The following is a 20,209-nucleotide window of genomic DNA, read 5'->3' on the forward strand; positions in this document are numbered from 1 at the left end:
AAATCAATTTTGAGTCATTTTCTCGCCAGAGTGCAAAATCACTAAATCCTTCACAAGCCACGCCGCTGTTGAGTTTGCGGCCCTCATGAAAATATCCGATCAGTGCAGAAATGATTTCCCCCCCACAAAACGTTGGCGCACAGGTTTCTGGCCAGGTTAAGTCGCTGAAAGTTAAGTTAGCCGACCGCGTTACCAAAGGGCAGTCAATTGCCGATATTGATGACGTGCCACAGCGTAATGACTTGCGCAACGCAGAAGCTGCACTCAACGTGGTTAAAGCGGAACGTCAGGCCAGGCAGGCGCTATTGAAGCAGGCCGAACTGCGTTTTAAGCGTCAGCGCCAGATGCTGCGAGAGGATGCGAGTTCGCGGGAAGACTTTGAAACTGCCGAAGCCACGCTGGCCACCACTCGCGCGGAATTGCTGTCATTGAATGCCAAACTGGTCCAGGCACAGATTGATGTCGATAAAAAAAAGGTCGATCTGGGTTATACAAAGGTTGTTGCTCCAATGGACGGCACGGTTATTGCCGTGGTCACCCAACAGGGCCAGACGGTGAACGCCAGCCAAAGTGCGCCGACCATTATCAAACTCGCCCGCCTGGACGTGATGACCATTAAAGCCCAGATCTCTGAGGCGGATATCACGCGCGTTTCGCCGGGGCAAAAGGCCAGATTCACCATTTTCTCGGATCCTGATAAGCATTATGACGCCACGCTACGTACCGTTGAACTGGCACCGGAGTCGGTTATGAAAGACGATGCCCTTGCCAGCAACAATTCGGCCTCGGGTTCAGGTACGTCAAACGCTTCGGTGTACTACAATGCGCTGCTGGACGTTCCGAACCCGGATAACCGGCTGCGTATCGCCATGACAGCACAAGTTACCCTGTTGGCCGGCGAGGCAAAAAACACGCTGCTGGTGCCGATTCAGGCGGTGCACAAAGTCGATGGCAACAAGCAACAGGTACAGGTGTTGCTCAGTGATAACACGCTGGAAACCCGCGAGGTCAAAACCGGTATTACCAACAGCGTGGATATTCAGATCCTTGACGGTGTAAAAGTCGGGGAAAATGTTGTGCTGTCGCAGCCGGGTGAGAAAGCGCCAGGGGAAGGGTTTGTACTTTGAGTAATATCATACAGCTGAAGGGCATCAGCCGCACCTATACCAACGGTGGACAGGCGCTTACCGTGTTGAAAGAGATTGATCTGACTATCGCGGCCGGAGAGCTGGTCGCGATCATCGGGGCCTCCGGTTCAGGTAAGTCAACGCTGATGAATATTATGGGCTGTCTCGACGTCCCGGATTGCGGCGACTACTACATCCGCGGCCAGAATGCTGCCCGGCTTTCACCAGATGAGTTGGCAAGGACCCGCCGCGAGCATATCGGCTTTATCTTCCAGCGTTACCATTTAATGCCCGACCTTAGCGCGTTAGGTAACGTCGAAATTCCGGCGATTTATGCCAATAGCGAGCGTGACAAGCGCCGTCTGCGAGCCGCTTCACTGCTCGGCAGGCTTGGGCTGGAAGGCCGCGAACACCATAAGCCGGGAGAACTTTCCGGCGGTCAGCAGCAGCGGGTAAGTATTGCCCGCTCGCTGATCAACGGTGGCGAAATCATCCTTGCGGATGAGCCGACCGGCGCGCTGGATACGCAGTCCGGTCAGGAGGTGCTGGCAATACTCAGCGAACTGAATCAGCGTGGTCACACCGTGGTTATCGTGACTCACGATATGAAGGTCGCGCAGTACGCAAACCGTATTATTGAGCTGCGTGACGGCGAAATAATCTCTGATACCGGTAGTTGCGCTACCTCCGGGGTTGCCCTCGCTCCGCCTGACAGCGTTCAGCAAAGCCGCTGGCAGAGTCTGTTCGACCGCACCCGTGAATCCCTGCAAATGGCGCTAAAAGCGATGAATGCGCACCGCCTGCGCACGACGTTAACCATGACGGGCATTATCTTTGGCATCGCCGCCGTTGTGACGGTCGTGGCACTGGGTGAAGGTGCCAAGCAGCGAACCCTGGAGAATATTAAACAGCTGGGAACCAACGTGGTGAGCATTTTTCCGGGGAGGGATTTTTTTGATGACAGCGCCGAAAGCATCCGTACGCTGGTTCCGGCAGATGCAGAGGCGTTAGCAAAGCAGGGGTTTGTTGACAGCGTCAGCCCCGAAGTTAACGCCTCAGACAACATTCGTTTTCTCGGCAAATCCGCCACCGCTACGATCAACGGCGTTGGGCGCGATCATTTTCGCGTTAACGGTATTGAGCTTTTGCAGGGAGCAACCTTCCGGGACGACCGAAATGCCCAGCAGGAAGTGATCATTGATGAAAACGCCCGCAAGGCGCTATTTGACGATGCGGGATTACAGGCGTTGGGTCAAATCGTCTTTCTTGGCTCGGTGCCTGCGCGGGTCGTCGGTATAGCTAAAAGCAATAACCGTAGCTATGCGCCAAACCGCATTACCGTCTGGATGCCTTACAGCACGGTGATGTACCGAATGGTAGGAAAACCGGTGCTGACCAGCATCAGCGTCCGGCTTAAGGACAATGTTGCTAACGAGGCGGCGGTAAGCGCTATTTCTCAGCTATTGACCCAACGCCACGGAGTGAAAGATTTCCAGCTCTATAATTTCGAACAGATTCGAAAATCTGTCGAACGGACCTCACTGACCTTCAGTATTCTGATTCTGATGGTGGCCTGCATCTCGCTGATGATCGGCAGTATTGGGGTGATGAACATTATGCTGGTGTCGGTGACCGAACGTACCCATGAAATTGGCGTGCGTATGGCGGTAGGCGCGCGGCGCAGCGATATCATGCAGCAATTCATGATTGAGGCCGTGCTGGTGTGTCTTATCGGCGGCGCGTTGGGTATTGCGCTATCGTACGCCGCCGGCGCGTTGTTTACCGCACTGGCGGGCAGCATGTTTACCGCTATTTATTCGTGGCAGGCCGCGGCTGCTGCATTCTTCAGCTCAACGTTAATCGGCATGATCTTTGGTTATCTCCCCGCTCGCAAGGCGGCAAGGATGGACCCGGTCGTTTCACTGGCCAGCGAGTAACCCATGAAAACATTATCCCCTTTAGTTGTATGCCTTGCAGCCCTGCTTAGCGCCGGCTGCGCAAACTTCCTGAAAAGCGATTACCAAACTCCTGAGGTGAAATACCCTGCAAGCTGGTATCAGGGTGCTGCTGCCGGAGAGACGGCGCCGTTTGACTGGCAAGCGTTTAACGACCCACGACTCGATGGTTGGCTGCGGCAGGTTATAGCGCGCAATAACGACGTGGCTGGGGCGGTGCTGCGCGTGTATCGCGCCCGGCTTGACGAGGAGCGGGTTGGCATCGCGAACGATCCGGGACTTAAAGGGTCGCTCGGCGTGAATAGCAAAAAGCAACTGGACGGCTCAGCTGGCTGGCGCAGTGGCAGCGACGCCAATCTCGATACCCGTTATGAGCTGGATCTGTGGGGCAAGATAGCGCGCCAACGTGACGCGAAAGCGTGGGCGCGTGAGGCCTCAGAAGAGGATTTGCGTGCTGCCCGCCTGACGCTACTCTCAGATGCCAGTAATAACTATTGGCGCATCGGCTTAATTAACCAACAGCTGTCTGTCCTTCAACAGAGTATCGATTACGCAAAAGAGACGCTGCGTCTGGCTAATGCTCGCTACGCAGCGGGCGGCGCTTCCTTGCTGGATGTGGTGGACGCTCAGCAGGGCATGCTATCCCAGGAGAACAGACTGACCGCGTTGCAGAATGAACGTTTAAAGGCGCTTAACCAGCAGGCCGTTCTGCTTGGCACCGCGCCGGGCAGCCCGATTGTCGAACCAAAAGCGTTACCGACGGGACCGCTGCCGCAGGTCAATGTGAATATTCCGGTCAACGCGCTGCGGCACCGACCGGATATCAGCGCCAAAGAGTGGCGGGTGCGTGAAGCGCTGACCACGGTTGATATCCGGCGCAGCGAATTTTATCCGGCGTTCAGTCTGACCGGCTCGCTTGGCACAAGCAGCAGCACGCTCATTGCCTTCCTGCACAATCCTGTCGGCACCGTTGGCGCAAACCTGACGCTGCCGTTCCTGGACTGGAGAGCAAGAGGCGTGGACGTGAAGATTGCGCGCAACGACTACGAACAGCGGGTGCTGGCGTTTAAACAGGCACTTTACAAGGCGATGAGCAGTATAGAGGATGCGCTTTCTTTGCGTCATCAACTGCTTGAACAAGAGACGCGCCTGCGTGATGGTCTGGAACTGGCGAAAAAATCAGAGAAGCTAAATGAAGTGCGTTACCGGCAGGGCGCGGTGCGGATTTCGTTCTGGCTTGATGCCCAGGATAAACGCCGCCAGGCCGAGCTGTTACTCGATGAAAATCGCTTTGACCAGTTAAATAATCTGGTAAAAATCTATCTGGAGTTTGGCGGTTCAGCGACTTTCCCAGGCGCCGACCAGCCGGCTGGAATCGCTTTTTAACCAGCAATAAATTAACGCCGCCAGCAAAACTGGCGGCGTTAAACACGCGTTTACCAATTATCTCTGGTATTGAATCAGGCTTTGAACTCCTGCACTGCGCCTGGATGCTGACACCATGTGGCATACCAGCTTTTAAACAGGCCGAGCTGTTTCTCCACGTAGCCGCGCTGGCTTTCACTCAATGCATCGCTATGATTAAAATGCAGCCGGTATTCACTGTCCCCTTGCAGCACCATCATATGCTTAAAATAGAGCACCAGATCGGGGCCGGCATCAAACGATGACAGCACCGCCAGCGCCTGCTCAAGTTCAAGGGCCCGCTGGCGAGCATCCCCATTACCTGTAGCGGCGGCTTTGGCAAGATTGCAAAGGTGTAGCACTTCTTTTGGCAGCACATTGCCGATACCGGTAATCGCGCCAACCGCCCCACAGTTAACAAAGCCATGGAAAACGGCGGTATCCACGCCAATCATCAGGGTGACATCATCATCCTTGCTGGTGATATTTTCTGCGGCGTAGCGTAAATCAGCATCGCCGCCAAACTCTTTAAAGCCAATCAGGTTAGGATGCTCAGCGCGCAGCGCGAAGAAAAGATCGGCACGCGTGGCAAAGCCATAATACGGGCTGTTATAAATCACCGCCGGCAGATCGGAGGCCGCGTCAAGAATGGCTTTAAAATGCGCTTTTTGCGCACTGATCACCGTCCCGCGCGATAGCACGCGAGGAATCACCATCAGCCCTTTAGCGCCAACCTTTTGCGCATGGGCCGCATGAGCGACAGCAGTTGCCGTATTGACTGCTCCGGTGCCAACGATCACCGGAATTCCGGCAGTGACCAGCCGCTCGACGCCTTCCATGCGCTGAGCATCAGTCAGCAACGGCCAGTCCCCCATCGAACCGCAATAAACAACTGAGGACATTCCTGCTGCGATAAGCTGTTGAGCTTTCTTTACCAGCGCATCAAAGTCAGGAGTACGATCGTCTTTACATGGCGTCATTAACGCCGGAATGACACCAGAAAATATATCCGATTTCATATTTATCTCCAGGAAACAGAACACCTGAAATAATGTGAAAATCACTTTATTTCATTGCGAACAGCGCAAAAGGCCTGACAATGGTCACAGGTAAACAACGACCAGATATGATTACACCCCGTCCGCTAAATTATTTTTTCGCCGGCGGGGTTATTAACAAAAAATAGTAACTACATAATAAAAATATTGATCTATTAACCGTTATTTTTGGCAGCTGAAGTTAACAAAGAGGCATCCAATTTATTAAGCACATTTTTAAGCTGCTCTTTTTGGCTCGCCGTATACTGTGGGATGGGTTCCCGCACCGGACCGACGCGCAGCCCGAGGATCTCACAGGCGGCCTTCACGCCGCTGTTATAACGGCCGCTGGCGAGCAGGCGAATTAATGGATTAATCTGCCGCCAGATATCAGCAATTTTTTGCGCGTCCCCCTGCTCACTCGCCTGCTGTAATTGCAGTAATGCCGGCGTCATAAAGTTAGCAATACCCATTACCATACCCGGCGCCTTTAATAGTAACGCTGGCAGCATCAGTACATCCTCGCCGTTAAGCAAGGTTATATCCTGCGCGTGTTCGGCCAACAGGGTATTCATCTGCAAAATATTGGCAGAAGAGTCTTTAACATATTTCACCTGCGGAATTTCACGTGCCAGCTTAACTAAAAAATCAACGTCAAGATGCAGGCCGGTAGCAGGCGGGAAATTATAGGCGCAAATGGGCAGCGAAATAGCATCCGCCACGCCAGCATAATAACGCCAGGCTTCATCAAAGCCGATAGGCTCATAATAAGGCGTAGCCAGCATCACTGCCGTCGCACCGATCCGCTCAGCGTGCTGAGAAAACGCCACCGCTTCACGCGTTGAGGTTGCCCCGGTATGCGCCAGCACCGCCGCCCGACCGGCGGTCTGATCGACCACAATTTCAACTAACTGCAAACGTTCCTGATGAGACAAGGTAGCGAATTCGCCCGTGCCGCCCGCAGGCACAAAACCGTCAACGCCGTCCTTAATCCCCTGCTCCACCAGCGCGCGCAGCGCCTTTTCATCAATTTTTTCACCGTCCGCCGTGAAGGGGGTAACAATTGCGGAAAGTACACCTTTAAGCGTCATAATAAAGTCTCCGTAAGTTAAAGCGGTGCAAAACCATCTGCCAGTTCGTCACCGGCATCAGCGGCGATTAGCAGAAAACCATTGATACGGGCTCGCCCGGTTAACGCTGGCGTTATCATCAGTCGCGAACCTTCAGAACGAACCCGCCGGGCCGTAACGGTAAAAGTCGAATCAATAATGCTGGAGGTCGTCAGTACATCATCCGGCTTGAGCAGGCCCATGGTGACCAGACGGGCATAAAAAGCACTGCTGCCAGTGCCGCAGGGTGAACGATCGATAACCCCCGGCGGGGCCACAACCACAATCTTCGCCCGTCCGGGTTCTGCCGGGTGATGCTGATAAAATAACACCTGGTAAACATCGAGCCGTTCGCCATTGGCCGGATCGCGCACGCCGTCGCGGGTATAGGCTGATCTTATCTGTCGGGCAAGACGCACAATCTCGCTGGCATTGTCCCGCTGCAACGACAGTCCTATCCGCTCGGCATCAACTGAAATGTAATAATCGCCGCCGTACAGCAGCTCAACATCCATGGCGCGTCCCTCCACCAGGCATTGACTGCGGCTGATGCAGTAGGATTCGACGTTGATCATGGTGATATCAACCAGCTGGCCATTTTGACGACGCGCTTCGATACCAATAGCGCCGGCAGGCGTGCGAATGTTGAATTCAACGCTACCATCCGCTTGCAGCGGCAGCTCAGGCAATAAACCAAGCTCAATAATGACGCTGGCAAAGCCAATCGTGCAGTGACCGCACATTGGCGGATAAGCGCCAGGCTCAAGGAAAACCGCGCCGATATCGCAGCCATCCTGCTTGCCGTAAACCGGTAAAACCGCGCAGGTCAGGCCGCCGCCGCGCGGTTCGTGAACCAGCCGGCGCCGCCAGTGATCGGCATGATCGCGCAGCCAGCTGCGGGCGCTGTCAACCGTGCGCGCTTCCTGCGGCAGGGTAATACCGGACAGCACAATGCGCGTTGGATTACCGCCGGTATGGCTATCAACAACGCCGATCGCCTGGCGCTGTTCTTTTTCCAGCCAGGCATCAACCGCCGCTGGCAGCCTGAATGGCGCGCTCATCAGCCCGCGACCTGAAACAACGGCGCGTCGAGAGCGCCAGCATCAACCGCAATGCCAAGCCCCGGCGCCATTGGCGCTTTGCCACGTCCCTGCACCGAGCGCGGCTGATAGCCCGCCACGTGTTCACGCGTCCAGTCGTTAAAGAATGAGGCATGCAGTAACGCATCCGGCCGGGTGCTGGCAGCGACATGCGCCACCGCCGCGCTGGTTACATCACCGCCCCAGACGTCTTCAATACAGATGGTCATGCCTAAATCCTGGGCAAGATCGCGCATGCGGATGGCACCGCTTATGCCCCCTACGCGGGCAAGTTTGATATTGACCGAACAGGCATTCGCCTCGTATTTAGCCCGGTAAAGCTCCGCTGCGTTAGTCACCGACTCATCCATCGACAGCGGCAGCGAGCTCATGCGCTGCACCAGCGCACAATCTGCGGTATCGCGGCACGGCTGCTCAACCAGCACGTTAAGCCCTGCCATTTCACTTACGGCTTTCATCGCCGCCTGCAGATTCCAGCCACCGTTAGCGTCAGCGACAATCACCGCATCAGCCGGGCAGGCTTCAATCACCCGGCGCGTACGCAGCGCGTCTTCAAACGGGTCGTTGCCGACTTTCAACTGGAAACGATTAATACCGGACAGGCTGCGCAACCGTACGAATTCAGCCATCGCCTCAGGCGCAGCCAGCGGAACGGCTTCATACAGCGGAAAATCCGCCTGGGCTATCCCGCCGGTCAGCATGGCGATCGGTAATCCCGCCGCCTTACCCAGCAGATCCCAACAGGCGATATCGATGGCGCTTTTCGCGCCCTGCTGGTCAAGCAATAGCGCATTCATCCGCTGATGAATAACAGAGAGGTTTCGCGGGTCCAGCCCAAGCAGCGCTGGCGCCATCACCTGTATTCCGGCCCGAATTCCCTCAGCAAATGCCGGCAGGTAAGTGCCGCCCAGCGTGCTGCTTTCTCCCCACCCTTCCTGGCCATCATCCGTGCGAATACGCACCAGCGTTGATGCCTGACTCTGGGCCGCGCGGCCGCCCGACATAACGTATTCGCCATGGGCGTAGGTCAGCTGATAACCAAAAACCTCAATTGCAGCAATTTTCATTGTCGGCACATCCGTAGTGATTGGTAATGGGTAATATATTACATTGCACGCTTAAGCTGTCAATCAGGTTTTATTCACCCTCGCGTAAGCTGAAAATGCCTCACTCGCGAAACAGCGCTGCCAGGTGCGGATTCAAAAACAAATTATCAGGATCGTTTTCACGGCGAATACGTTGAAAGCGGTGATAGTCAGGGTATAGCGCCTCGACCCGCTGTCGATCGAGAAAATGGAGTTTTCCCCAGTGAGGACGCGCATTGAACGGACGCAGCTCGGCATCGACTGCGCGTAAAAAATGCTGGTAATCCCGGCCAATTTCGCCGGAAACCGAAAGCGACACGCTATCCCGGCCGTTCTGCGCCGACAAAAAGCCGCGATCGGCCTGTTGCCAACGCACCTGCAGCGGCGAAATCTGATCGGGAAATCGCTGTTTCATCAGGGTGCAGATAGCGGCCATCGCTGCGCGGGCGTCTGCGGCGCTGACCATATATTCCAGTTCATGAAATTCTGCCACCGTGGTGCCATCAGGATAAATACGGTAGGCCCGGTCGGTACGGTTATTCATCTGGCCGGTCGGCTCATCACGACCATCGTCCGGCAGCTCGCGCAGCAGTTTGACAAAACAGTGGTCGGCCGGCACCTCGCCAAGCTTGTACAGCTGTGCAGAGCGAGCCGCAGGCATCCACCAGAAGGAAAAATGGCGATACTCAGCCAGCAAATAATCCCACTGACGCAGCACCTCCGACAGCGGCAGAATGATATTTTCCTCCCGCAGTTTATATCGTTCGACCAGCTGCAAACCAACGCGCAACACCGGACCAAGCATGCCAACCGCCACCTGACCGGCATAAAGCCACTCTGGCTGCGAGCGATCAATATCCACCACCTCGCCGAGGCCATTAACAATGCGCAGGCTGGTTACCCGTGATGACAACGAGCCAAACTGCGTACCGGAGCCTTTCGTTCCGGTGGCAATCGCACCGGCGATGGTCTGAACGTCAATATCCCCCTGATTGGCGATCGATAGTCCTGCCTGCCACAAGGGTTCGCCAAGATCGGCAATCCGCGTTCCTCCCCAGACTTCTGCGCAGCCACTGGACTTATCGACGTTAATGACTCCACTTAGCGCCGACAGGTCCAGCAGCATTCCAGGCGTTTCGACCACCGGCGTAAACGAGTGACCGCTGCCCGCGACGCGTAGCGGCTGACGCTGGCTTACTGCCTGACGAATAGTGGTTATTGCCTGCTGCTCATTGAGCGGGCGCGCTATGCCAGCTGACGTAAAGCGCTGGTTGCCTCCCCAGTTTTGCCATGCGTGACGGGTCATAAGTTTTTCCTCCGGGTGAGCGTCTGTTTTCGACTTGACTCACAAAATTGAAACAAACATGATGTAACCGGCTATCGGTTATCGATTACTATAAACTCTTACCAGCATCCATATCGAGTTTCAAGACTGTCAGGGGAACAAACGTGGCACAGACACAATTGTTAAATCGTCAGGTAGCAAGAGATATGCGAGAAATAGAGAAGATGCCAGTTATTCCGCTGAGACATCACGGGCGTTGGGTTGCCGCTGCCATCATCATACTGGTTGCCGGCGGACTTATTATGTCGATGGTAACCAACCCGCGATTTCAGTGGACGGAGGTGGCGAAGTATCTGTTCGACCCTTCGATTCTTTCCGGATTGCTTACCACCATCTGGCTGACGCTGGCTGCGATGAGTATCGGTATCATACTGGGTACCACGCTGGCGCTGATGCGCATGTCGAAAAACCCGGTGCTGGAGACCATAGCCAACATCTATTTATGGATGTTTCGCGGCACGCCATTGCTGGTGCAGCTCATTTTCTGGTTCAATCTGTCGGCGCTTTATCCGCAGATAACGCTCGGTTTTCCCATCGGCCCGAATCTCGGAACCTTCGACGCCAATACCTACATAACCGTTTACGTTGCCGCGCTACTCGGACTTGGACTTAATGAAGGCGCCTACATGTCGGAGATTGTGCGATCCGGGCTTAATTCGGTACCGACCGGCCAGCGTGAGGCGGCGGAAGCCCTTGGCATGTCAGGCTTTCGCGTCATGTTTCGCGTTATTTTGCCGCAGGCGATGAAGATGATTATCCCGCCAACGGGCAATCAGCTGATCGGCATGCTGAAAACCACCTCGCTGGTAAGCGTCATCGCGCTTGAAGAACTGCTCTACTCCGCCCAGCTGATTTATACCGCCAATTTCCAGACCATCCCGCTGCTTATCGTCGCCTCTTTATGGTATCTGGCGTTGACCACCATTCTGACGCTTTTCCAGCACTTCCTTGAGCGCCATTTTGGCCGGGGCGATCGCCATTCTCAGGTCGCGTCCAGCTCTGCGCGCGAAGAAAGTAATGAAACAGAGAGGAGCGCTTAATATGACGGTTACCCCATCTCAGCCAGCGGCCGGTCAGCACGCGGTGGTTGCCCGTGGCGTCGAGAAAGCCTTCGGTCATCTGGCGGTGTTAAAAGGTATCGACCTGACTATCGAATACGGCAAGGTGTGCTGCATCCTCGGCCCGTCCGGCTCCGGAAAAAGTACCTTGCTACGCTGTATGAATCACCTTGAACGCATTGATAAAGGCCTGCTGCAGGTCGGAGGCAGCCTGGTTGGCTACCGCGAACACAACGGCAAGCTTTATGAGATGAAAAAGGCAGAAATAGCACGCCAGCGCGCCGATATCGGCATGGTTTTTCAGGGATTTAACCTGTTTCCTCATATGTCGGTACTGCAAAACATTATTGAAGCCCCGGTCGGGGTACGCAAAATCAATCGCCGCGAAGCCATCGAGCACGCCAGGCATCTGCTGTCAAAAGTCGGGCTGGCCGCGAAAGCCGATGCTTACCCCCGCACCCTTTCTGGCGGCCAACAACAGCGGGTTGCCATTGCCAGAGCGCTGGCGATGAAGCCACGCCTGATGCTGTTTGATGAACCCACCAGCGCGCTGGACCCCGAACTGGTTGGCGAAGTGCTTACCGTAATGCGTGAACTGGCCGATGAGGGCATGACGATGGTCGTCGTTACGCACGAGCTGGGATTCGCCCGCGAAGTCAGCGATCAGGTGGTGTTTATGGATAACGGCGTCATCGTTGAACAAGGCAACCCCGATCGCTTTTTTAACCACACGCAGCATGCCCGCGCCAAAGCATTCCTTGGCAAGGTTTTATAACTTAACTGGCTGGAGTTTTTATGACCGCGTTACCCGAAACAGTTCGTACCCGCGCTTTTATTAACGGTGAGTTTATTGATGCTGAAAATCAGGCGGTTTTCGATAATTTTAATCCGGCAACCGGCAAGCTGCTAAACCAGATAGCCTTTTGCTCGCCCTCCGACGTTGATCGGGCGGTCAGCGCAGCGCGCGCGGCCTTTAATAGCGGCGTCTGGAGCCAGCTGGCACCGCGTGAGCGTAAACATATCCTGCTGAAATTCGCCGATCTTATTGATGCTAACGCCGCCGAGCTGGCGTTGCTTGATTGCATTGACGCCGGCAAGCCGCTGTGGGACTGCGAAAATTTAGATCTGCCCGACGTTGCCAATAATATTCGCTGGTACGCCGAAGCTATCGATAAGGTTTTCGGCAAGGTCTCCCCTTCGGGCAGCGAAAATCTGGGCATTATCGTGCGTGAGGCGGTAGGCGTAGTCGGCATGGTGCTGCCGTGGAATTTTCCGGCGGGAACGCTTTCATGGAAAATTGCCCCGGCGCTGGCCGCGGGCAATGCCATCGTCGTTAAGCCTGCGGAGCTGGCCTCGCTGTCTGCGCTGCGCATCGCCGAGCTGGCCCATCAGGCCGGGATCCCGGCGGGCATATTTAACGTGGTGCCAGGCCATGGACACATTACCGGCAAGGCATTGGGGCTGCATCAGGACGTCGATATGCTGACCTTTACCGGCTCCACGGAAATTGGCCGGCAGTTTCTGCGCTACGCCGCCGATAGCAACCTGAAAAAAGTGGTGCTGGAGTGTGGCGGAAAAAGCCCGCAAATCGTGATGCCGGATATGGCCGAACGGCTCGATGAGGTTGCTGAAAACCTGGCGAATGCCGCTTTCTGGAACATGGGGCAAAACTGCACCTGCGGCTCGCGTATTCTGGTGCATTCAGCGATTAAAAAACCCTTTATTGAGGCACTGATAAAAGCGGCTGAAGTATGGAAAGTCGGCCCGCCAACCGACCGCAGCAGCAAGCTGGGGCCGCTTATCGAAGCCCCGGCGTTAACGCGCGTTCTGGAAGCCATTGATGCGGCGAAAAAAGCCGGCGCTCGCGTCGTCACCGGCGGCAGTCAGGCACTCAAAGAGAGCGGCGGCTGGTTCGTGGAAGCCACAATTATTGATGACGTCATGCCTGACATGGCGCTGGCGCGGCAGGAAATTTTCGGACCGGTGGTCGCCATCATCAGCTTTGACAGCGAAGACGAGGCGATTACGCTGGCTAACGACTCGACTTACGGGCTGGCCGCTACGCTATTTTCAAACGATATCAATGTGGCCATACGTATGGCGCGCCAGATTCAAGCCGGCACCGTCGCGGTCAATGGCTATGGCGAGGGCGATATCACCACGCCTTTCGGCGGCTACAAAACCTCTGGTTTCGGCGGCTATGACAAAGGCATTGAAGCATTCGATCAATACACGCAGCTGAAAACTATCTGGGTATCGTTGAGCTAACTGCGACCAGCTGACTTATCAGAGCAGAGGCGAGGAAAAAATGAATCTTACCGGACAAAACTTTATTCATGGCGAACGCAGCGGCGAAAGCCGTGAGATGCTGGTCAGCTATGATGCCCACAGCGGTGAAGCGTTACCCTGGAGTTTTCATCAGGCCAGCAGCGAAGAGGCCGCTGCCGCCTGCGTTGCCGCCGGCCAGGCATTTGACGCCTACCAGGCAACTCCGCCGCATCAGCGCGCGCGTTTTCTGGATAATATTGCCGATGAACTGGATGCGCTGGATGATGAATTCATCCGGCTGGTTATGCGTGAAACGGCGCTACCAGAAGGGCGCATTCGCGGCGAAAGAGCCAGAACCAGCGGCCAGATGCGCCTGTTTGCCAGCGTGCTGCGCCGTGGCGATTACCTGGGCGCCCGCATCGACCTGGCATTAAACGATCGTAAACCCCTGCCCCGGCCGGATTTGCGTCAGATGAAACGCGGCGTCGGCCCGGTCGCCGTTTTCGGCGCCAGCAATTTTCCGCTGGCGTTTTCAACCGCCGGGGGAGATACCGCCGCCGCCCTTGCCGCCGGCTGCCCGGTCGTAATGAAAGCCCACAGCGGCCATATGGCAACCGCCGAATGCGTCGCGCTTGCCATTAGCCGGGCGGTCAGCAAAAGCGCAATGCCAGCTGGCGTATTCAATATGATTTTCGGCGCCGGTATTGGCGAGGTGGTGGTTCGTCACCCGGCGATCCAGGCTGTCGGCTTCACCGGTTCGTTAAAAGGCGGTCGGGCGCTGTGTGATATGGCCGCGGCCAGGCCGCAGCCGATCCCGGTATTTGCTGAGATGAGCAGCATCAATCCGATGATTTTACTACCCGACGCGCTGCAAAATCGCGGCGAGCAAATTGCCCGTGAGCTCAGCGAATCGGTGGTGATGGGTTGCGGACAGTTTTGCACAAATCCAGGTATTTTCATTGCCATCCGCTCAGCGGCGTTCAGTCAGTTTCTGCAGACCATGGCCAGCTATATAGCACAAAGCGCGCCGCAGACAATGCTGAATAAAGGGGTATTAAGCAGCTACGAAAAAGGTCTGAACCAACTTCATCATCATCCGGCACTCAGCCATCTTGCCGGAGCGCCGCAAAAGGGGGACCAGGCATATCCACAGCTATTTAAAGCACAGGCCAGCCTGCTGATCGATGGCGATGCGCTGTTGCAGGAGGAAGTTTTCGGACCGGTTACCATTGCTATCGAAGTCGATGACCAACAGCAGCTGACTCAGGCTCTGGGTGGGCTGCGCGGGCAGTTGACGGCAACGTTAATTGGCGAGCCTGAAGATCTGCATCATTTCTCCACGCTGGTGCCGCTGCTGGAACAAAAAGCGGGACGCCTGCTGATCAATGGCTATCCCACCGGCGTGGAAGTTAGCGATGCGATGGTCCATGGCGGCCCCTACCCGGCAACCTCCGACGCACGCGGTACCTCAGTTGGAACCCTGGCAATCGATCGCTTCTTGCGCCCGGTGTGTTACCAGAACTATCCCGATGCGCTGCTGCCGGACCCGTTAAAAAACGCCAATCCGTTGCACATCACCCGCCTGGTTAATGGCGCCTGGTCCGACGCTGCTCTGGAGTGAGATCTTGCCTGCGCTATGCTGTGGTAATCGACCCGGCATAGCGCATTGCTGGCAAAACAACCTGGTTTTTCTGCTCTGCTTGCACTCCCCCGGCTAGCCCCTGCCCCTTGCCACACCATCTAAAACAACACGAAACACATGGAAATATATGCAATTAAATCATCGACATGATGAAACAAAATATTTCTAAAAAGATTGAATATGTAACAACAATCATTATTATATCGATAATCATTATCACCCATAACGATACGGCTGCTCTGCTGCGCCGTTGCGGTACCTGCCCGCAACTCTGGCGATAGCGCCGGGCATGTCGCAAAACAACACTGAATCTACTTAACACCGCCAGAGCGTTTGCGCCACGGCTAACCGGCCCAATGATTGACGCCATAACGACGATTTCTATCAAGACCATCAGGAATAAAAAGAATGAAGCAACGCTATCTCTGGGTTTTAAATCCTTGTTTACTTGCAATACTTCCGGCCAGTGCCTGGGCTGAGGAACAAAAGGAGCATCAGTTAGTGGTCAGCGCCAGCCGCGCCCAGCGCAGCGTTGAGGATATGGCGCAAACCACCTGGATTATTGAACAGGCAGAGATTGAACAGCAGGTTCAGGGAGGAAAGGAGCTTAAAGAAGTGTTAGCGCAGCTGATCCCAGGAATGGATGTCAGCAGTCAGGGGCGAACAAACTACGGCATGAATATGCGCGGCCGCTCAATGATGGTAATGGTTGATGGCGTGCGCCTGAACTCATCGCGCAGCGATAGCCGCCAGCTGGACGCCATCGATCCCTTTAACATTGAGCGCATTGAGGTGCTCTCCGGCGCAACCTCGTTGTATGGCGGCGGCAGCACCGGCGGCTTAATTAATATCGTGACGAAAAAAGGCCAGGTGGAAAAACAGGTCGAACTGCAAACCGGCGTTAAAAGCGGCTTCAATAGCCGCAGCGATCGCGACGAGAACGTTGCGGCCGCAGTAAGCGGCGGTAATAACAATGCATCAGGGCGACTCTCCGTCGCCTGGCAACGCTACGGCGGCTGGTATGACGGCAATGGCGACGAAACCATTATTGATAATACGCAGACCGGATTGCAGTATTCCGATCGCCTCGATGTGATGGCAACCGGGAGCCTGAAAATCGACGAGCATCAGCAAATTGCGCTGACCTCGCAGTATTACAAAAGCCAGTCCGATGGTCGGCACGGCTTATTTTTGGGTGAAAACTTCTCGGCGGTTACCGGCAACGCCAGCGCCTATAACAAGGGCAACCTTGACTCCGATCGCCTGCCGGGAACCGAGCGTCATCTGATTAACCTCACTTATTCAAACAGCGATTTCTGGGGACAGGATCTGGTGGCCCAGGTCTATTACCGCGATGAGAGCCTGACATTTTACCCCTTCCCTACGCTGTCGCGTAACGCGGTGACCAGCATCGGCGCTTCGCAGCAAAAAACCGATTTTTACGGCGGCAAATTCACCGTCAACAGTAAACCGCTGGACGCGCTTAACCTGACATGGGGGCTGGATGTTGATCACGAAACCTTTACCGCTAATCAGCAGTTCTTCAACCTTGAGCGCGCGGCCGCCAGTGGCGGTATGGTGCTGGATAATGCCTATAATGTTGGTCGCTATCCCGATTACAGCATTACTAACTTTGCGCCCTTCCTGCAAACCAGCTACGACATCAGCGCGGTTACCCTGAGTGCCGGCGTGCGCTATCAGTACACCGAAAACACCGTCGACGACTTTGTCGGTTATCCCCAGCAACAGGCTATCGCCAACGGAACAGCACGTTCGGCAGAGGCGGTCCCCGGCGGCAAAACCAATTACAACAACCTGCTGTTTAACGCCGGTATCGTCGGACATATCAGCGACAGGCAGCAGCTCTGGTTCAACTTCTCACAGGGCTTCGAGATACCCGACCTGGCTAAATATTACGGCGCAGGAAACTATCAGCTGGTTAACGGGCAATACCGGTTAATAAACAGCGTTAACGTCAATGATTCAAAGCTGGATGGTATTAAGGTCGACGCCTATGAAATTGGCTGGCGCTATACGGGCGACAGTTTGCGCAGCCAGCTGGCAACCTATTATTCGCAGTCTGACCGGACGATTAATATTAACAAGAACGATATGACTATCAGTCTGGAAAACGATAAGCGGCGTATTTATGGCGTGGAGGGCCAGGTCGATTATTTCTTCACTGACAGCGACTGGAGCACCGGCGCGAATTTTAATCTCATCAAATCGGAAACCCGACAGAACGGCAACTGGCGCAAGCTTAGCGTCGACAGTGCCAGCCCGTCCAAAGCCAGCGCCTGGCTAAGCTGGGCGCCAGATAATTGGGCACTGCGATTACAGGGTACGCAAACTTTCGATGTCTCTGACGCCGCGGGCAATAAAATCGACGGTTATGGCACTGTCGATTTCCTCAGCAGCTACCAATTCCCTGTCGGTAAGCTCAGCTTCAGCATTGAAAACCTGCTGGATAAAGATTACGCCACCGTCTGGGGTCAACGCGCGCCCGGTCTCTATAGTCCGACCTATGGTGCTGCTGACCTCTACACCTATAAAGGACGCGGCCGTACTTTTGGCCTGAACTACTCGCTGGTGTTTTAAGGTCGCGCGCGCTCAGCATTTATTCCCCGGCTAACGACGCAATAAATGCTGACCGCCGTGTCAGATCAATCCTCGTCAAATAGTGGGTTGCCGCCAATAGGTTGATCCTTATCAAGCGGCTGCGGGGCAAAACAGCGCTTAATGTTGGCGCTTTTTGCCACTTTTCGCACTTGCTTTTTTCGCCGCTCTATTCTGGGAGATCAAGGTGCTGCCACTATTATTACGCTGTCATACGTTACGATTAAGAATTAAACAACTGGAACAACATAATCGCCAGCTGGAGCGCCAATTAAATACCGCTCGCGACTGTATCCGCATGCAGGCAGAAAAAAACTTTCTCCTTTACAACCAGTGCCGACGCTGTAAAAGACCGCAAAGCGCGCAGATACTTGAGCTGACCGAGCGCTAACGTCGCGCTGTTAAGCCTGGCCTGGCGCAGCGTCCCTGCCGCGCCGATGAGCGCCCCTTTTCTGAAAATACAGGCAAACGCTTATAAAAGTGCTGGCTGTACGGTTCGGGACAGCGCAGGCTGATCATGTTCCCGACCTGCCTCATCAAGACGAAATACGCTAACGATGCTTTGCAGATTCAGCGATTGCTCCTGCATTGATGCGGCGGCGGCGGCGGACTCCTCAACCAGGGAAGCATTCTGCTGCGTGGTGGTATCAATTTGCCCCATTGCGATATTAATTTGCGCGATGCCATCGCTCTGCTCACGGCTGGCTTGGGCAATTTCGTCAATCAGCTGCGTCATATGCTGCACGTTATTGATCACTTCGCCCATGCCGCCATCGGCCTGCTCAACCAGGCTGCGCCCGGAAGCGATACGCGCAACGGTGTCATCAATCAGCACCTTTATTTCCCGTGCCGCCGAGGCGCTACGCTGCGCCAGCGTGCGCACCTCACCGGCAACAACAGCAAAGCCGCGGCCGGACTCTCCCGCGCGCGCAGCTTCTACCGCCGCGTTCAGCGCCAGGATATTGGTCTGAAAAGCGATGCCGTCGATGACCTGAATAATGTCCGACATTTTAGAAGAAGACTGATAAATCTCCTGCATACGCGCAGAAACAGCGGTCATCACCGCACCGTTTTGCGTCACCACGGAAGAGGTCGCGCTGACATATTGCTTGGCTCTCTCGGTGTTAGCGGCGGTGTTGTCGATAGTTGAGGTAAATTCTTCCATCGTAGCTGCGGTCTGTACGATGCTGGCGGCCTGCTCTTCCGTCCGGCTGGCAAGGTCGGTGTTGCCACTGCTGATCTCAGCGGCCGCCAGCGTAATGCTGTCAGCACCCTGGCGCACTTTTTGCACGGTGTTACGCAAGTTTCCGGTCATTTCGCGCAGGGAGAGCATCAGCTGGCCAAGCTGATCGCGTGAATCGACAACCACGTTAATTGCGAGGTTACCGGATGCCACCTCACGGGCCACCTGTACCGCAGCCTGCAGCGGACGAGTAATGCTACGGGTAATCAGCCAGGCCAACATGCCGCCCGCGGCGATAGCAAAAATGCCCAGAAAAATCAGGAAGCGAATCGCCGACATGCCGTTATTCTGAATCGTGTCGCCGCAGTTATCGGTCATAAACCTTTCGTACTCGACAAACGCCTTGACGCTGTCGGAATACGCACCCATTGATGGCAGCATCCGGGTTTTAATCGCTTCGTTAACGCTGGCCTCATTGCCCTGTTCGCTGGCCTGCATAATTTCAGCGCGCAGCGTAACGTACGCAGTTCTTTTTTCAGCGATTGCACTTAACAGCTGGCGGCCGCGCTCGGAGGATACACTGCTGTCGAGCTGCTTTTGCAGCTGGCTGGCGCGCTCAGAGTTTTTCTTCATCCGGCCGCTGGCGAAGCTTTTGATGCCGTCATTTTTGGTTGCCATCACCGATAGCCCCAACGCGGCGTTGGCGTCAATAATTGACAGCCATTCGCTGGCCAACCGCTCGTTGACGAGGTAATAACCGGTTACGCGTTCCGTTTCATGCATAATGGTACTGATTCTGAATATACCGATAGCTGCCATTCCGGTTACCAGCGTCAGCACCAGAAAAAAACCGCTGCCAAGTCGGGTACCTACCCCGAGATTTCTTATTTTCATCGCTATCCCCTCACTCAGCCATCATCATTGCCGTTAGCACTTGCCGCTGCTGCTATGCGCAGCACTGAACTGAAACAAGGCCCGGCCTGTTAATAAAGTGTTATTTTCACCATACTGATGATTATCGGTCGCGCTGCAGGGCTCTTTAGGGCCAGCTTAGGTGAAATAAATTAACCTGTTTTAAGGCAGAGTCGGCGCCGTTGCAGCAAACATCCTGGTGATTTAGCGCCGACGAACAAAGCCCGTCGAACGGGCCGGTTCTTCACGCTCAGGCCGACGTTTCGCCCGGCAGCAGGCGCTATTTCTGCCCCAGCGGCGAGCGCAGCCCTGGACACAACGCCCGCGGGTGAACCGGCTAACACAGGCCTTTTCGCTGCCTTAACCGC

13 protein-coding genes and 1 pseudogene are annotated in these 20,209 nt (G+C 55.1%); 8 read left to right on the forward strand and 6 right to left on the reverse strand.

All coding sequences use genetic code 11. The features are described 5' to 3' along the window. Positions 1-128: 128 nt before the first annotated feature. The 3 genes and pseudogenes from etsA to etsC all read left to right on the forward strand — a co-directional run. Positions 129-1,127: pseudogene (gene etsA / locus BTJ39_RS20690) on the forward strand (macrolide efflux RND transporter periplasmic adaptor subunit EtsA); the annotation flags it as partial. After that, on the forward strand, positions 1,124-3,064 hold the full coding sequence (locus BTJ39_RS20695) for a MacB family efflux pump subunit (RefSeq protein WP_078004619.1): 1,941 nt from the start codon (positions 1,124-1,126) through the stop codon (positions 3,062-3,064). The pseudogene etsA and the gene BTJ39_RS20695, both read left to right, overlap by 4 nt. Positions 3,065-3,067: 3 nt before the next feature. After that, positions 3,068-4,468 (forward strand): macrolide efflux RND transporter outer membrane subunit EtsC, encoded by a 1,401-nt coding sequence (gene etsC / locus BTJ39_RS20700; protein WP_078004620.1) that lies wholly within the window; start codon positions 3,068-3,070, stop codon positions 4,466-4,468. A 74-nt stretch (positions 4,469-4,542) separates the two neighbouring features. Here the strand turns inward: etsC and BTJ39_RS20705 are convergent, their stop codons facing one another. The 5 genes from BTJ39_RS20705 to BTJ39_RS20725 form a co-directional block, all read right to left on the reverse strand. Further along, entirely contained in the window at positions 4,543-5,505 is a 963-nt protein-coding gene (locus tag BTJ39_RS20705; protein ID WP_078004621.1) for a dihydrodipicolinate synthase family protein, read from the reverse strand. Between the two features lie 194 nt (positions 5,506-5,699). Then, positions 5,700-6,614: a dihydrodipicolinate synthase family protein gene (locus BTJ39_RS20710; RefSeq protein WP_078004622.1), complete on the reverse strand. Its 915-nt coding sequence runs from the start codon at positions 6,612-6,614 to the stop codon at positions 5,700-5,702. Positions 6,615-6,631: 17 nt separating this feature from the next. Next, positions 6,632-7,693 (reverse strand): proline racemase family protein, encoded by a 1,062-nt coding sequence (locus BTJ39_RS20715; RefSeq protein ID WP_078004623.1) that lies wholly within the window; start codon positions 7,691-7,693, stop codon positions 6,632-6,634. Then, on the reverse strand, positions 7,693-8,799 hold the full coding sequence (locus BTJ39_RS20720; RefSeq protein ID WP_078004624.1) for a mandelate racemase/muconate lactonizing enzyme family protein: 1,107 nt from the start codon (positions 8,797-8,799) through the stop codon (positions 7,693-7,695). Before BTJ39_RS20720 ends, BTJ39_RS20715 begins: the two co-directional genes overlap by 1 nt. Before the next feature lie 100 nt (positions 8,800-8,899). Further along, complete coding sequence (locus BTJ39_RS20725) at positions 8,900-10,123, reverse strand: D-arabinono-1,4-lactone oxidase (RefSeq protein ID WP_078004625.1); 1,224 nt, start codon at positions 10,121-10,123, stop codon at positions 8,900-8,902. A gap of 143 nt (positions 10,124-10,266) precedes the next feature. Here BTJ39_RS20725 and BTJ39_RS20730 point away from each other — a divergent pair, with 143 nt between their 5' ends. The 5 genes from BTJ39_RS20730 (at position 10,267) to BTJ39_RS20750 (ending at position 17,728) form a co-directional block, all read left to right on the forward strand. After that, positions 10,267-11,202, forward strand: coding sequence for an amino acid ABC transporter permease (locus BTJ39_RS20730; protein WP_241825959.1), 936 nt, complete (start codon positions 10,267-10,269; stop codon positions 11,200-11,202). A gap of 1 nt (position 11,203) precedes the next feature. Further along, entirely contained in the window at positions 11,204-11,995 is a 792-nt protein-coding gene (locus BTJ39_RS20735) for an amino acid ABC transporter ATP-binding protein (protein ID WP_078004627.1), read from the forward strand. Between the two features lie 20 nt (positions 11,996-12,015). Beyond that, positions 12,016-13,488: an aldehyde dehydrogenase gene (locus BTJ39_RS20740; RefSeq protein ID WP_078004628.1), complete on the forward strand. Its 1,473-nt coding sequence runs from the start codon at positions 12,016-12,018 to the stop codon at positions 13,486-13,488. A gap of 40 nt (positions 13,489-13,528) precedes the next feature. Beyond that, positions 13,529-15,109, forward strand: a complete 1,581-nt coding sequence (locus BTJ39_RS20745; protein WP_078004629.1) for an aldehyde dehydrogenase (NADP(+)) — start codon at positions 13,529-13,531, stop codon at positions 15,107-15,109. A gap of 429 nt (positions 15,110-15,538) precedes the next feature. After that, positions 15,539-17,728 (forward strand): TonB-dependent siderophore receptor, encoded by a 2,190-nt coding sequence (locus tag BTJ39_RS20750; protein WP_078004630.1) that lies wholly within the window; start codon positions 15,539-15,541, stop codon positions 17,726-17,728. A gap of 490 nt (positions 17,729-18,218) precedes the next feature. Here the strand turns inward: BTJ39_RS20750 and BTJ39_RS20755 are convergent, their stop codons facing one another. After that, entirely contained in the window at positions 18,219-19,823 is a 1,605-nt protein-coding gene (locus BTJ39_RS20755; RefSeq protein ID WP_078004631.1) for a methyl-accepting chemotaxis protein, read from the reverse strand. Positions 19,824-20,209 lie beyond the last annotated feature (386 nt).

The sequence above is a fragment of the Izhakiella australiensis genome, assembly GCF_002006995.1.
GTDB classification, from domain to species: Bacteria; Pseudomonadota; Gammaproteobacteria; order Enterobacterales; family Enterobacteriaceae; genus Izhakiella; species Izhakiella australiensis.